At 46.0% G+C, this 12,800-nt stretch carries 13 protein-coding genes; 11 read left to right on the forward strand and 2 right to left on the reverse strand.

From position 1 onward, the window contains the following. The first annotated feature begins 3 nt into the window (after positions 1–3). From WH43_RS14925 to WH43_RS14975, 11 genes are all read left to right on the forward strand, one after another. A complete protein-coding gene (locus tag WH43_RS14925; RefSeq protein ID WP_053425393.1) occupies positions 4–1,185 on the forward strand; it encodes an FtsX-like permease family protein in 1,182 nt (393 codons plus the stop codon). Between the two features lie 13 nt (positions 1,186–1,198). Continuing rightward, entirely contained in the window at positions 1,199–2,533 is a 1,335-nt protein-coding gene (locus WH43_RS14930; RefSeq protein WP_053425394.1) for a sigma-54-dependent transcriptional regulator, read from the forward strand. 62 nt (positions 2,534–2,595) lie between these two features. Beyond that, positions 2,596–3,840 (forward strand): sensor histidine kinase, encoded by a 1,245-nt coding sequence (locus WH43_RS14935; protein ID WP_286049791.1) that lies wholly within the window; start codon positions 2,596–2,598, stop codon positions 3,838–3,840. A gap of 26 nt (positions 3,841–3,866) precedes the next feature. After that, complete coding sequence (locus tag WH43_RS14940) at positions 3,867–4,919, forward strand: LacI family DNA-binding transcriptional regulator (RefSeq protein WP_053425559.1); 1,053 nt, start codon at positions 3,867–3,869, stop codon at positions 4,917–4,919. A 41-nt stretch (positions 4,920–4,960) separates the two neighbouring features. Continuing rightward, entirely contained in the window at positions 4,961–5,800 is an 840-nt protein-coding gene (locus tag WH43_RS14945) for an endonuclease/exonuclease/phosphatase family protein (RefSeq protein ID WP_053425395.1), read from the forward strand. Positions 5,801–5,825: 25 nt separating this feature from the next. Beyond that, positions 5,826–6,908, forward strand: a complete 1,083-nt coding sequence (locus WH43_RS14950; RefSeq protein WP_053425396.1) for an alpha/beta hydrolase family protein — start codon at positions 5,826–5,828, stop codon at positions 6,906–6,908. Positions 6,909–6,993: 85 nt separating this feature from the next. Further along, positions 6,994–7,809 (forward strand): c-type cytochrome, encoded by an 816-nt coding sequence (locus tag WH43_RS14955; protein ID WP_053425397.1) that lies wholly within the window; start codon positions 6,994–6,996, stop codon positions 7,807–7,809. Between the two features lie 32 nt (positions 7,810–7,841). Beyond that, positions 7,842–8,585: a hypothetical protein gene (locus tag WH43_RS14960; protein ID WP_053425398.1), complete on the forward strand. Its 744-nt coding sequence runs from the start codon at positions 7,842–7,844 to the stop codon at positions 8,583–8,585. Between the two features lie 223 nt (positions 8,586–8,808). Next, positions 8,809–9,897, forward strand: a complete 1,089-nt coding sequence (locus tag WH43_RS14965; protein ID WP_082335810.1) for an alpha/beta hydrolase — start codon at positions 8,809–8,811, stop codon at positions 9,895–9,897. 138 nt (positions 9,898–10,035) lie between these two features. Then, the gene (locus tag WH43_RS14970; RefSeq protein WP_053425399.1) at positions 10,036–10,917 is read left to right on the forward strand and encodes a DMT family transporter; all 882 of its coding nucleotides are present in this window, start codon (positions 10,036–10,038) and stop codon (positions 10,915–10,917) included. Positions 10,918–11,180: 263 nt separating this feature from the next. Beyond that, on the forward strand, positions 11,181–11,906 hold the full coding sequence (locus WH43_RS14975; RefSeq protein WP_286049793.1) for a 3-keto-alpha-glucoside-1,2-lyase-like domain-containing protein: 726 nt from the start codon (positions 11,181–11,183) through the stop codon (positions 11,904–11,906). Positions 11,907–11,965: 59 nt separating this feature from the next. On the opposite strand, the gene WH43_RS14980 is transcribed toward WH43_RS14975, so the two are convergent. Both WH43_RS14980 and WH43_RS14985 read right to left on the reverse strand, forming a co-directional pair. Next, positions 11,966–12,193 (reverse strand): helix-turn-helix domain-containing protein, encoded by a 228-nt coding sequence (locus tag WH43_RS14980; protein WP_053425400.1) that lies wholly within the window; start codon positions 12,191–12,193, stop codon positions 11,966–11,968. 13 nt (positions 12,194–12,206) lie between these two features. After that, positions 12,207–12,728: a DUF2975 domain-containing protein gene (locus WH43_RS14985; protein WP_053425401.1), complete on the reverse strand. Its 522-nt coding sequence runs from the start codon at positions 12,726–12,728 to the stop codon at positions 12,207–12,209. Positions 12,729–12,800: the final 72 nt, after the last annotated feature.

Below are 12,800 nucleotides of genomic sequence, written 5' to 3' on the forward strand. Positions count from 1 at the left end.
TCTATGTCAGTTCATTTAATTATTAAATCCTTATTGCGTCGCAAAGTGGTGACAGCTCTGTTGTTACTGCAATTGGCTGTGACTTTGGGTTTGGTTGTCAACGCCTTGTTGCTGGCAAGCGCCGCAAAAGAGCTCGTGGAACAGCCTACAGGCTTGGCTTTAGAACAAATTCTCACGGTACGGGTAAAACCAACCAACACAGCGATGCGCGTTCAACCTGCTTTATCAGAAGTAGTGAGTAGGCAATTAGCCGCAATACGACAAATTCCGGGTGTTGCAGCAGCTGAATTTACTAACCAGATTCCTCTGCGACAGGGTGGGAGAAACTCTAATATTTTTGAAATAGAACGTGAAGACGAGAGCAATGTTAATTCAGTACCTTATTACAATAGTGGAGGACAGATTTTTCTGGTGTTGGGTGTTAATTTAGTTGTAGGTAGAGAACTCACAGATTTGGATATAGGTTCTGAAAATATTGTATTGACTGAAAAACTAGCTAAGCAATTGTTTTTAGAACAAAACCCTCTTGGGAGAGTCACCAATCAAGGTACGGTGGTCGGTGTTGTGTCTGACTTTTTTTCACAGCGTTACGCTAGCGATCCACTGTTTGCAGCGATCAACTTTGTTCCTTTAGAAGGCGTTGATAGGGGGTATCATTTGCTGGTTCGGGTTGAGGAGGGCCAGTCTGAAGCTGTGCGCGCTCAACTGACTGATGTGATCAGAAATGCTGAACCAGAAATAGATATTGGCACTGTACTGCGGATGGACGAAAACCGTGACGACGTATTTCGTTCTGAAATTGGCTTAGCCACCTTATTAGCGGTATTAAGTGGCTTGATGCTTTTAGTGGCCATGATTTCTGCCTACAGCCACGCCCACTTTCACGCGCTGCAAATGCAAAAAGAAGTGGGTATTAAACGAGCCTTAGGTGCCAGTAAAGCTCGTGTATTGCTGGATGTGTTAAGCGAGAGCTGGCTCACCACAGCCATAGGTGCAGGCTTTGGGGTTCTGGTCTGTTATGGCTTAAATATCAGCCTGGCTAAGGTGATTAGCATCCCGGCAGTACCGGTCTGGCTGCCACTTCTGACCACTGCGCTACTGATACTTTGTGTCACGCTGGCCACATGGTATCCTGCGAGAATAGCAACCAGAATTTCACCAGCGACAGCAACTAAGACTTTGTAAGTACTATAAAAAAATGAAAAAAATACTGGTCATCGATGATAACGAGGCGGTCTGTACCGCCCTGATGACCCTGTTTCAGTTGCAGGGTTATCAGGTGTTTATTGCGCAGCATCCGGCTCTGGCCAAAAGCATTTTGCAGCAGCAATCTATCGATTTGATTTTGCAGGATATGAACTTTGCTCAGGGCGAGATGAGTGGCGCCCAAGGCAAAGAGCTGTTTTATCAGTTGTGCTCCGACTATCCTGCTATTCCCGTAGTGCTGCTCACAGCCTGGACACATCTGGATATGGTGGTGGAACTGGTCAAAGCCGGTGCCACCGACTATATCGCCAAACCCTGGGATGATCAGCGTTTACTGACCACTGTGGCTAATGCGCTGAAAATTAAACAACTGACCGAACAAAACCTTAAAGCCGAGCGCAAGCAGCAGGAACGATTAGGCCTGTTTGCTGGTAAAGATTTATGTGGTTTGGTGTTTGCCAGCACCGCCATGGAGCAGTTACTACAAATGGCGTTGCAACTGGCACCGAGCAATGCAGCAGTTTTGATTACAGGTGAAAATGGCGCGGGTAAAGAAGGTATAGCCCAGGTGCTGCATGCCAATTCCAGCCGTAAACAGCAGCCGTTGATCAAAGTCAATATGGGTGCCTTGCCTGCCGATTTAATGGAAGCTGAGCTATTTGGTGCTGAAGCCGGAGCCTACAGCGGTGCCACTAAAACCCGGATAGGCCGCTTTGAGGCTGCAGATGGTGGCACTTTATTTCTGGATGAAATAGGTAACTTGTCGTTATCAGGCCAGATGAAGTTACTGCGGGTGTTACAAACCGGTGAATTCGAACGTTTAGGCTCAAGTCAGACCCGCAAAGTGGATGTGCGTATTATCAGCGCCACCAATGCCGATTTAACCAAAGCCATCAACGCAGGAATTTTCCGTCAGGATTTGTATTACCGCATCAACGTAGTGCAGCTGCATTTACCATCGCTGAAAGACAGAGTAGACGATATAGTGCCTTTGGCGCGGCATTTTTTAGCTGGGCAAAAAAGCTTGACCAAAGCCGCAGAGCAGGCACTGCAAAGTTATCACTGGCCAGGCAATGTGCGCGAACTGCAAAATTTATGTCAGCGCGCTTTATTACTCACGCTCTCGGATGAAATCGACGCTGCTGATTTGGCCTTGCCGCAGGAGCAAAGCTCAGCAAAAAAAGCTCTGGATGATTTAGATAAACAACAAATTGAACAAGCGCTGCAGCAGGCTCAGGGGGTCGTAGCGCGAGCTGCTAAACAATTGGGTATAAGCCGTCAGGCTTTGTACCGGCGAATGGAGTTTTATGGCATTGAACCTGCGTAATAGCTTATGCAACTGATCAGGCGTTTATATCTACTGGTGCTGGCTTTGCTTGTGCCGGTTTTTTGCTTTTATCTTCTCTGGACGCTGAGCCGCTATGGTACGGGATTTTTGTTGGCTTTGATCTGCTGGTGTTGCTGCTGCTCCATTTTGTCCTGACGCCTTTACTGCAAGAAATTGAAGCGCTGAATTTACATGCACAAAATTTGCAGGATGGCAGTTTTAATGTCGATGCTAACCGCCAGCTGTTACGAGAGTTAAAACCTTTAGCTGAAGTATTGCAGCAAATGTCGGCGCAATTAAGGCAAGAGCGCGCCACTTTGTATCAACGTGAATTACTGCTCGATACTGTGCTGCAATCCAGCCCAAGCGCTATGGTGTTAACGGATCAGACAGGTCGGGTGCTGATGACCAACCCGGCTGCCCGGGTTTTATTGCATCAGGGGCAGAAGTTTGAAGGACTGTTGTTTTCAGATTTAACGGCAAAACTACCTGAACTGTCCATGGCTATTCAAAGCGGACAACAAGGCTTACTGCATTTGGGCGAACCAGTGTCGATTTGGCATTTGTCGGTAAGTAGTTTTTCACTGAATCAAAAACCTCACCAGTTGTACTTACTTAAACCTATGACCCGCGAAATTCATCGCGAAGAAGTCAAAGCCTGGAAAAAACTGCTGCGGGTGATAGGGCATGAGCTGAATAATACGCTGGCACCTCTGTCCTCTTTGGCGTACTCAGGCCAGTTGGTAGCCACAGAGCTGCAGCATAAACAGCTGCAACAAATCTTCCAGACCATCAGTGAACGTCAGCAGCATTTAAATCAGTTTTTGCAATCCTATATTCAGTTTGCCAAATTACCCAAACCTGCCTTAGCTCCTGTGCCGTGGGCGCGGTTGATTAATCAGCTACAGGATCAATACGACTTTGAACTGCTAGGCGATTTGCCGCGCCGAGTCTGGCAGGCCGACTCGCTGCAGTTATCGCAGTTGCTATTAAACCTGTTAAAAAACGCCCACGAATCCGGCTCTGTACCGGAGCACATTCAGTTGAGTTTTACCGAATTGCCTGAGCACTTGCTTATTCGTTTGCAGGACGCTGGCGGTGGTATGAGTAGTGAAGCTTTAGCTCATGCTATGGTGCCTTTTTACACCAGCAAGGAAAATGGCTCTGGCATAGGTTTAACTTTATGCCGCGATATAGCCGAAGCGCATGGCGGCAGTTTAAGCCTGCAAAATCAGGGTGCCGGGCTTTTAGTCATCCTTACATTACCAGATGTAGATACTGGCAATTCCGTGGCTGAACAGGCATGATAAAGCCTGAACTAAAACAGGGTGTTATGGCTGTGTCGGCAACTGAAAAACCAAAAAAACTGAATTTAAAAACTGTCGCTTCCTACTTAGGGGTTTCAGTTGCTACCGTCTCCAATGCCTACAACAGACCCGATCAACTTTCCCCAGAATTACGCCAACGTATTTTGTTGCAATGCGCTGAATTGGGTTATGACGGCCCAAACGCAGCTGCTCGTAGTTTGCGTACTGGCCGCTCCGGCATAGTGGCGGTGTTATTGTCGGACACTTTAGAGTATTCAGTCAGCGATCCTGTTGCCAACCAGTTTATTAAAGGTGTAGCCGAAGTGCTGCAGGAACACGGCATGGATATGTTGTTGTTATCTGGCCGCCATAACACCAGCAGCAGCAGTGCTGAAGCTGTTCCGGATGCCTTTATCCTGTATGGTGCGCCCAGCAATCCTGAGCAGTTACAACGTATTATTAAAAGCGGTAAGCCGTTGATCACAGTGGATTGTAATCTGGATACTGTGATGTCGGTCAACGTCGATAACTACGCCGCAGCCCAGCGTATTGCTGAACATGCCTTTAAAAAAATGCCGGGCAAAGTGGCAGTGCTGGGCTTGCGTTTAATTGAATCGGATAGGGTTTGCCGTATTCAGCCGCATGAGCTGTACAGCACAGAACAAGCTATTTCCCGTCGCCGTTTAGATGGTTATTTAGCCGCGGCGCAGGAGCAAGGCCGCGAGCTGCCAGCCGATGCGGTCTGGCACATTCCGCTGAATACCCATCATTTTGCTTTAGTAGCCGCCCGGGAAGCTCTGACTCAATACCCAAGACCCAGCGTGCTGCTGTGTATGAGTGACCGTATTGCTCTGGCCGCCATGGCGGTAGCGCGTGAACTAGGGATCAACATACCAGACGATTTAGTCGTAGTTGGCTTCGACGGTATTGAAGAAGCCGAACGTTTTTACCCCAGCCTGACGACTATTGCCCAACATAGTGATGAAAAAGGCCGCACTGCAGCCCGTATTTTATTATCGGGCGATTTAGGCACTGATTTGGTGATGCCTTCCGAATTAATAATCCGGCAAAGTTGTTAAGTTAACCTCGTCGCTTCTTTTCAATCGAACAGGCTAAGTTTATGAAGTTTTTACTGATTATTTTGTCGTTGTTACTGTTGCCGCAACTGGCGTTTGCCGAATCACTCAAACTCATGAGCTATAACATTAGGTGTGGCTTCTGTGAAGCTGAAGGTACGCCGCAGTATTGGCCAGAGCGTAAGTTTTTGCTGGCGCATTTAATTCAAACCCAACAACCGGACTTGATTGGCTTACAAGAAGCCGAACTGTTTCAGGTGCATGATTTAGTGGCGATGTTGCCGCAGTATCAGTGGTTTGGTGAAGGCCGTGACGATGGTAAAACCAAAGGCGAAAGCACAGCCGTTTTGTATCGCAAAGACAAGCTGCAGCTGTTGTCCGCCAAAACCTTATGGCTGTCAGAAACTCCGGAAAAAATATCCAAAGGCTGGGATGCAAACCTGAACCGCACTTTTACCAAAACCCAGTTTAAAGCGCTGAAATCCGGCCAAAGCTTTTACTTTTTTAATACCCATTTTGACCATATGGGAAAGCAGGCTCAGCTGCAAAGTGCTGTGTTATTGGCTAAAGAGGTGGAACTATTACCCAAACAGAGCAAAGTGTTGCTGACCGGCGATTTTAATGTTGAGCCCAGCAGCGAGCCTTACAAGGCTTTGAGTAAAAGCTTAAACGACAGCGCCTTAGTGGCGGCACAGAAGCTTTCGCAAAACGCTGGTACTTTTAACGGCTTTGGCCGCGACCCCACTAGCCCAAGCCAAACCATAGATTTTATTTTTGTAAGTAAAAACTTGCAGGTCAGCAGTTATCAGGTAGATAACAGAAGATACAACGGCTTGTATCCTTCTGATCATGAAGCAGTAATAGCGGTGATCGCGCTCAAGTAAACCAAACCTAAACAAGGATGTTGCGATGAAATACACAGTATTATCTGTACTTTTAAGCCTTACTTTCAGTGGCGCTGTTGTTGCTAAAACGCCTTCGGCTCAAGCGCCGCTGAAGCAGGCGACAGCGACTGAAACTAAGCCAAAAGCTCAGGCTGAATTATTCAGCACTGCGGCCAGTCTGCAAAAAAGCCGCAGTTGCTTTAGCGGCCCTTTTCAAAGTTACGATAGCTTTATGGCGATGCGGATAAAAATGGGCAAAAACCAGCCACAATTTTCCGAAGCTAAACTCCGGGCCGAACTGCCGCAGGCTGATTTTGAACATTTCCTGCAGACTCTGGATTGTCAGGACTTTGTTTACAGAGTAGGCGACGTACCTGTTCGTGGTTTTATGATTAAGCCTAAACAAATCAATGGCAAAGCTGCTGTGGTTATTTATAACAGAGGTGGTAATGCAGATTACGGCCAATTGAACTTCAGTTTTGTGATGAAAAATCTGATGCCTGTGGCTGAGCAAGGTTTTGTTATTCTTGCCAGCAATTACAGAGGCCAACATAACTGGGGTAAAAACACTGGGGTAAATGCCGGATTTGATGAGTTCGGGGGCGCTGACTTAGAGGATGTCAAAGCCTTGTTGCCTATAGTTCAGGGTATGAAACAGGCCGATGTAAATCGTCTGGGCATGTGGGGTCATAGCAGAGGCGGCATGATGACCTATATGCTGGCCAAATCCATGCCAGAGCTGAAAACCATAGTAGTAGGAGCTGGCCCGACGGATTTTGCCAAAGAGCTGGAACTTCGCCCCGAAATGGATAATGTGTTTAAAGCAAGGATCCCTGACTACAGTAGCAATAAAACTATAGCTTTAGCTGAACGTTCAGTGCTGTTATGGCCTGAGCAATTACCTGCACAGTTACCTATTTTGATCCAACACGGTGACCAGGATAAACATGTGCCAGTGACCAGCTCTGAACAATTGTCGATGAAACTAAAAGCATTGCAACACCCACATAAACTGCTGATTTACCCTGGTGCTGATCATGGTTTCAGACCTGTGCAGGCCAAAGCGCAGCAGGATAGGATCAACTGGTTAAAGCAGTATTTAGGCTAAGCTGTTTATACCCACAAAACTTGAAGCTGCAGCTTCAGGTGTTTTGGGTATAGGTTCTGAGGTCACTGTAGGTAAAGGAGCACTAATGTTTAAAACTAGTATATTGATACTGTTTGGTTTTTTATCTTTTTGCTCCTTTGCTTTAACGGCGCAGCAGCTGCAAATTCAGCTGCCAGAGCAACAACAGCAATGGACGCTGGCGCAAATTAAACAACAAGTACCAGTGCAGCGCATCAAGCTATTTGACCCTGTCTATAACAGTGAAAAAAGCTTTGAAGGCGTGTCTTTACTGCAGCTGTTAAAAGCTGCGGGTTATAAACCCGGTCAGGCCGCCGATGAAGTGGTGCTGACCGCCTCTGATGGCTACGCCCCCAGTATGCCGCTTGAGTATTTACTGGATGATCAGGCAGTACTGGTGTTTGCCGAAAGTGGTAAAAAGGATTTTGACTTTGCGCCAGTGGAGCAGGGCAAAACCATGTTATCGCCCGCACCATTTTATCTGGTGTGGAAACAAGGCAAAGCAGTGGAGAAAACCAGACCCTGGCCTTATCAATTAGTGAAGCTGGAGCTGGTCAGTTTCCAGCAACGTTACGCCAAACTTTATCCAACCAATGCAGAGCAAAACTCAGCTGCTTATCAGGGCTTTTTGCTGTTTAAACAAAGCTGCATCAGCTGCCATTCGATTAACCTGCAAGGCGGCGAACTAGGCCCTGAGCTGAACGCGCCAAAAAACGTCACCGAGTACTGGACAGAAGCTCATTTAAAAGCCTTTATCCCCAATGCCTCCGGCTACAGATACAAAAGCAAAATGCCCGCTTTCCCGCAGTTGAGTAGCCAGGATATCGATCATCTGATCGCTTATTTAAAGCATATGAAGGAGTATAAAATTCAGGCGCCTTAGGGCGAGCCACAGAAGTTAAAGGACTAACCATAATGAAAATTCAACACCTGATAGCCTACATTGGCCTCATCTGTTTCATTAATGCTACCGCTCCACTGCAGGCGGCAGAACCTGCCAGGCATATGACGCTGCAGCAATTATGTCAGCCTTTGCCTGTGCAACCCACTTATGAACAATTTCAGGCTTATGAGCACTGCACAAAAGAGCAGGGGCCTGAACAAATAGCTCGCTATTTTGCGCAGATCTACCAAAAAAAACAGGGTAAAGCGATATTGACTTACCTGGATGGCAGCGAGCTTAGGCTGCAAGACGTTATTGTGGACGACGCAGAGCATTATCAGAATTTCTTTTTGTGGGGTTGTGATCACAGCAAAAGGTACTGCGTGATCTTTAAAGCGGGTTGGGAATGGTGGAGTTATCTACTCATTGATCGTAAAACAAAACTCACCACAGAGTTAACTGGTGCTCCGGTGTTTTCACCCGATAGTCAGTTGGTGTTTGAATATCTGGACAGTCGGAACTCAGACACTTTTGATCGTAATATAGTAAAACTCTACCGTTTAAAGGATGACAAGATCACATTGTTATTGGAGAGGAATGACTCAGATTTTGGGGTTCATAGTGCGAAGTGGCTCGGTCCTTCAACCTTTGAAGCCAGCTTGCAGCACTTTGCGCCAGAGGATTATTCCCGGTATGTCGAAGTTGGACGGATGAAGTTGGTTGTCAGTGGGGATGAAGTGAACCTGATTGTTGAAAAAAGAGCCGCGATGAAGTGAGGCCCGTTGAGGCTGGTTCGAAAAAATATCAAATAACAAAAATAGTTTATCGAATCTGTAACCTTTAAGTTTTGTCTTGTTTTCCTGCATTTTTGTCTAATAATGTAGCAACTTAATTGATTCATCTTTATGTTAAGCGGTGCAGTTTTGCTGTAACAGCGCACTCTATTGCCATCCAAGAGTGTCTGGGGTATGAGGTGTGAAATAATCAATAGGACATACTATGAATAAAAGTGGTTATTTAGCTCAGTACAAAAAAAAGCAGCAACCTTTTGTCTTTGGTCTGTGCTTTTTCTGTACCGGGTTCTTTGCTGTTCTGCCAGATCTCGCTTTTGCTCGTTTACAGAATGAAGCCGCATTAGAGTTGCTGCATCCTGATTACCGCAATCAGTTGACTGAAGTTTCGCAGCTCGTAGATAAAATTGGCTTTGCTGACATCACCGCTGAAAATTATAAAAAAGTGCGTATTGCTGAGGCTGCACAAATTAAAAAGCCAGCGCCAATTCCTGTTGTGAGTCAGAAAACTATCCCTGGTGCTGAAGGGGAACCTGATGTATCTATTCGCCTGATTAATTCCCTGGCTGGAGATGCTAAGCCCGTAATACTTTATATGCATGGCGGTGGTTTTGTCTTAGGTAGTGCGGCACTTTACCTGCCAAATATGCAGAAAATAGCAGAAAAGTATAACTGTACTGTTGTAATGGTCGAGTACCGTTTAGCTCCGGAAACTCCGTTTCCTGGTGCGCTCGAAGATAATTATGCAGCCCTCAAATACCTGTATAACAACGCAAGTGAGCTTGGGATTGATAAAGACCATATTGTACTGATGGGGCATAGTGCTGGAGGTGGTCATGCCGCTATGCTGGCTATTGCAGCCAGGGACAGAGCTGAAATCCCTGTAAAGCATCAAGTCCTGATCTTTCCTATGCTCGATGATCGGACCGGCAGTAGCAGGACAGTGCCTGCTCACATAGGTCAGTTGTTATGGACTCCGACTTCGAATGCGTTTGGATGGTCTGCTTTATTAGGACAAAAAGCGGGTATGTCAGAAGTTCCTTATGGTTCAGTGCCTGCTCGTGTTACTGATTTATCGAAGTTACCTCCGACAGATATAGTGGTGGGCGCTATCGATCTTTTTGTCGAAGAGGATATGGAATACGCGAAAAGATTAATACTATCTGGCGTACCGACTGAGATCCATGTTTTACCCGGTATGTTCCATGCCTCTGAGACTATTTATCCTGATGCTGCTATATCAAAGCGATTTAGTGCATTAGAGAGCGAAGCTATAGCAAGGGCTCTGCGGAAATAACGCACTGATTTGTTGTGACTCCGTCTGCATAAGTGCCTAAAAATCAGAGCCGAAAACCTGACAGCATAGCTAAGTGCTTTGTTGTTATTTATAGTGGGATGAAACACAAAGCTCAGCCTGAGAGTGGGACTTATAAAAATGACCATCAGTACTGTAGTATCCCGCTTCTCGACGCCCTGGTTTCTGCTGGCTGTAACAGCTTTGACTATGCTGGCTTTTGCCGCCAACTCCTTGTTAACCCGGATGGCATTGCAGGAAACCAGCATCGACCCCGCAAGTTTTAGCTCCATTAGGTTAATAGCGGGGGCTGTCACTTTAGCCTGTATTCTTGCAGTCAAAGGTATTAAACCTTCAGTGACTCCAACGGGTTTATTGTCTGCAGCATTACTTTTTACCTACGCTGTTGCCTTTTCTTTTGCTTATCGCGGTCTGGATACAGGTGCCGGCGCTTTGGTTTTATTTGCTTCCTCGCAGTTATTGATGATGAGCTTTGGTCTTGTTCGTGGTGAAAAAACCAGCCTGTGGGGAATAGTGCTGGCGCTCGGCGGACTGATTGTATTTCTCCTGCCTTCAGATACGTCGGCTCCACTTCGTTACTCTGCCATGATGTTGGTCGCGGGTATCGCCTGGGGAAGCTTTTCATTGCTTGGCCGCGCCGGTGGTTCTGCGCTTAATAGCACTGCAAGCAGTTTTATCCTGGCCGTGCCCTTGAGCCTTGCACTGTTGTGGTTTCAGTGTGATCAGTTAGAGATCAACCCTGTTGGAGCTTGTTACGCTCTGTTATCCGGCTCTGTGACATCGGCTTTGGGCTATGTGGTGTGGTATTGGGTGCGCACCCAAATGGCGGCTATCACTGCAGGTACAGTGCAGCTGTCAGTTCCGGTGTTAAGTGCCATACTTGGCGTGTTCCTGCTTGATGAGACATTATCTTTAAGAGATATTCTGGCTGCTGGCGTTGTGTTGCTGGGTGTTGCCTTAACCAGCTGGACCACTCGTAAGGCAGGTAGCGTAATTCATTAGCTCATAATCTCTAGAGAGATAAATTGGCAGGAGTTGTGTAGTTATCTCTATTTGAAAATTGGGATATTTATGAATAGAGAAAATCTGGGTTTGTAATAGTAGAGTAGTAATTGGCCATAAAACCTACTGCAGATGCAAACAATAATCTCCTACCCAATGAGGAATTAGAAACACAGTGTTTATAGTTCAGCGATAGTTCCCGGCTTTTTCTTCTTTGTCAGAAGGCTTAGCCTATGGCTGTTTTTTCCATAAAGGACAGCACTATGAAAAAATTACTGAGTCACCTGCTACTGAGCTTTACTCTAGCGACGCCTGCTTTTGCCCAAACTATTCAGTGGGAAGGCCGGGAGTTTGAATTGAACCACGTTACTGCTGCTGTGGTGCAGCTTGATGGGGAAGAAGTATTAAAGGTAGAGCGCGATCTGAAGACTTTGCCTTTTGACGTGAAACGTCTTGGCGATACAGTGGATGAAGCCACTTACGTTAAGCTGAAAGACTTTGAATTTTCCGATGCTATTTTTGAAGTGAAGGTCTTGGCTCGGGTGCAGCGGCCTACTCCTTTTGTTGCTTCGCAAGGTTTTATTGGGGTTCACTTCAGAACCAGTGCAGATAACTCAGCTTTTGAATCTATTTATTTGCGGCCAAATGTTGGACGATCTGATGTGCAGGCTTACAGAAACAAAGTGGTACAGTATTTTGCATACCCCGGTTATAAATTTGATCAACTGCGTAAAGAAGCGCCAGGTTTGTATGAAACCTATGCCGATATTGGCCTGGATGAATGGATCACCATGCGCATTCATGTGGCAGGAGAGAGAGCCGAACTTTATCTGAATAACGCCAAATATCCGTCTTTTATCGTCAATAAAATGAAAGGGACTTCAGCTTCAGGCGGCATTGGTCTTTACGTGGATATTGGCACTGAAGGCTACTTTAAAGATTTTAAAATTATCTCTTCTATTCATCCAAAGCTAAAAACCGGCGTTTAAGTGCAAAACAGCTAAACGGGCAGAGCTGCAATGTCTGCGGCTCTGCCAGCAACAGACTTTTAGTCTTCTAAGGGCTCATCCTCACCCGGCGTATATTCGAGAATATCGGCAGGCTGGCATTCAAGAACCTTGCATATAGCACTTAACGTGGAAAAACGGATCGCCCGTGCTTTACCTGTTTTCAGTACGGAAAGATTTTGCACGCTGATGCCAATAGCGTCGCCTAACTCGTTCAGGCGCATTTTTCGTTTCGCCAGCATCACATCAAGATTCACAACAATTGTCATAGCTCAGGCTCCATCAAATCGTATATTGTGCATCTTGATGCAATTTAATAGCCTGTGACATCACTAAACGTAGTGCCAAAATAACCATTCCTGAAGTAATAAGAGATAAATCAAGGCTATATTGTAACTTCCAATCACTGACGTCACCAAGCACGAATAAAACGTAGGATGTCAGATTAAGAAATATCAGCTGGAAAAATGGCCAAGCCAATAGCAGCACAGAGATCCTGACCATCGAATTTAACGTGGCTTCAACAAAGAGGCTGCCGCGGCTAAATTGCCTGATCAGGCTATGCATACAGCCCAGCAGGATCAGATAAAGCACTACATTTACGCCAATAAAAACTCCAGCCAGAATTTTCCCCTGCAGCGAAAAATCAATGATAGGAATGCCAGCACAGGCCCCGGCACCCGCATTAAAGTGGGTTGAAGTGACACCAAAATACACTCTTACTCCTATCAAAAATGGCAATGCTATCCAGACTGCCCAAAACGCTTTATCAAGAAATTTTAAAATACCCGCTTCTGATTTCATCTCACTCACCCTTGGTTGAATTTATAAAATTAATGTTTATCACGCTTTACATCATGATAAACATTAAATAAT

This window comes from Rheinheimera sp. KL1 (genome assembly GCF_001275035.1).
Taxonomy (GTDB): domain Bacteria; phylum Pseudomonadota; class Gammaproteobacteria; order Enterobacterales; family Alteromonadaceae; genus Pararheinheimera; species Pararheinheimera tangshanensis.

What these genes read in the sequence shown, in the direction of transcription:
- WH43_RS14925 (WP_053425393.1), top strand. Translation starts at nt 4, where the DNA reads ATGTCAGTTCATTTAATTATTAAATCCTTATTGCGTCGCAAAGTGGTG.
- WH43_RS14930 (WP_053425394.1), top strand. Translation starts at nt 1,199, where the DNA reads ATGAAAAAAATACTGGTCATCGATGATAACGAGGCGGTCTGTACCGCC.
- WH43_RS14940 (WP_053425559.1), top strand. Translation starts at nt 3,867, where the DNA reads ATGGCTGTGTCGGCAACTGAAAAACCAAAAAAACTGAATTTAAAAACT.
- WH43_RS14945 (WP_053425395.1), top strand. Translation starts at nt 4,961, where the DNA reads ATGAAGTTTTTACTGATTATTTTGTCGTTGTTACTGTTGCCGCAACTG.
- WH43_RS14950 (WP_053425396.1), top strand. Translation starts at nt 5,826, where the DNA reads ATGAAATACACAGTATTATCTGTACTTTTAAGCCTTACTTTCAGTGGC.
- WH43_RS14955 (WP_053425397.1), top strand. Translation starts at nt 6,994, where the DNA reads ATGTTTAAAACTAGTATATTGATACTGTTTGGTTTTTTATCTTTTTGC.
- WH43_RS14960 (WP_053425398.1), top strand. Translation starts at nt 7,842, where the DNA reads ATGAAAATTCAACACCTGATAGCCTACATTGGCCTCATCTGTTTCATT.
- WH43_RS14965 (WP_082335810.1), top strand. Translation starts at nt 8,809, where the DNA reads ATGAATAAAAGTGGTTATTTAGCTCAGTACAAAAAAAAGCAGCAACCT.
- WH43_RS14970 (WP_053425399.1), top strand. Translation starts at nt 10,036, where the DNA reads ATGACCATCAGTACTGTAGTATCCCGCTTCTCGACGCCCTGGTTTCTG.
- WH43_RS14975 (WP_286049793.1), top strand. Translation starts at nt 11,181, where the DNA reads ATGAAAAAATTACTGAGTCACCTGCTACTGAGCTTTACTCTAGCGACG.
- WH43_RS14980 (WP_053425400.1), bottom strand. Translation starts at nt 12,193, where the DNA reads ATGACAATTGTTGTGAATCTTGATGTGATGCTGGCGAAACGAAAAATG.
- WH43_RS14985 (WP_053425401.1), bottom strand. Translation starts at nt 12,728, where the DNA reads ATGAAATCAGAAGCGGGTATTTTAAAATTTCTTGATAAAGCGTTTTGG.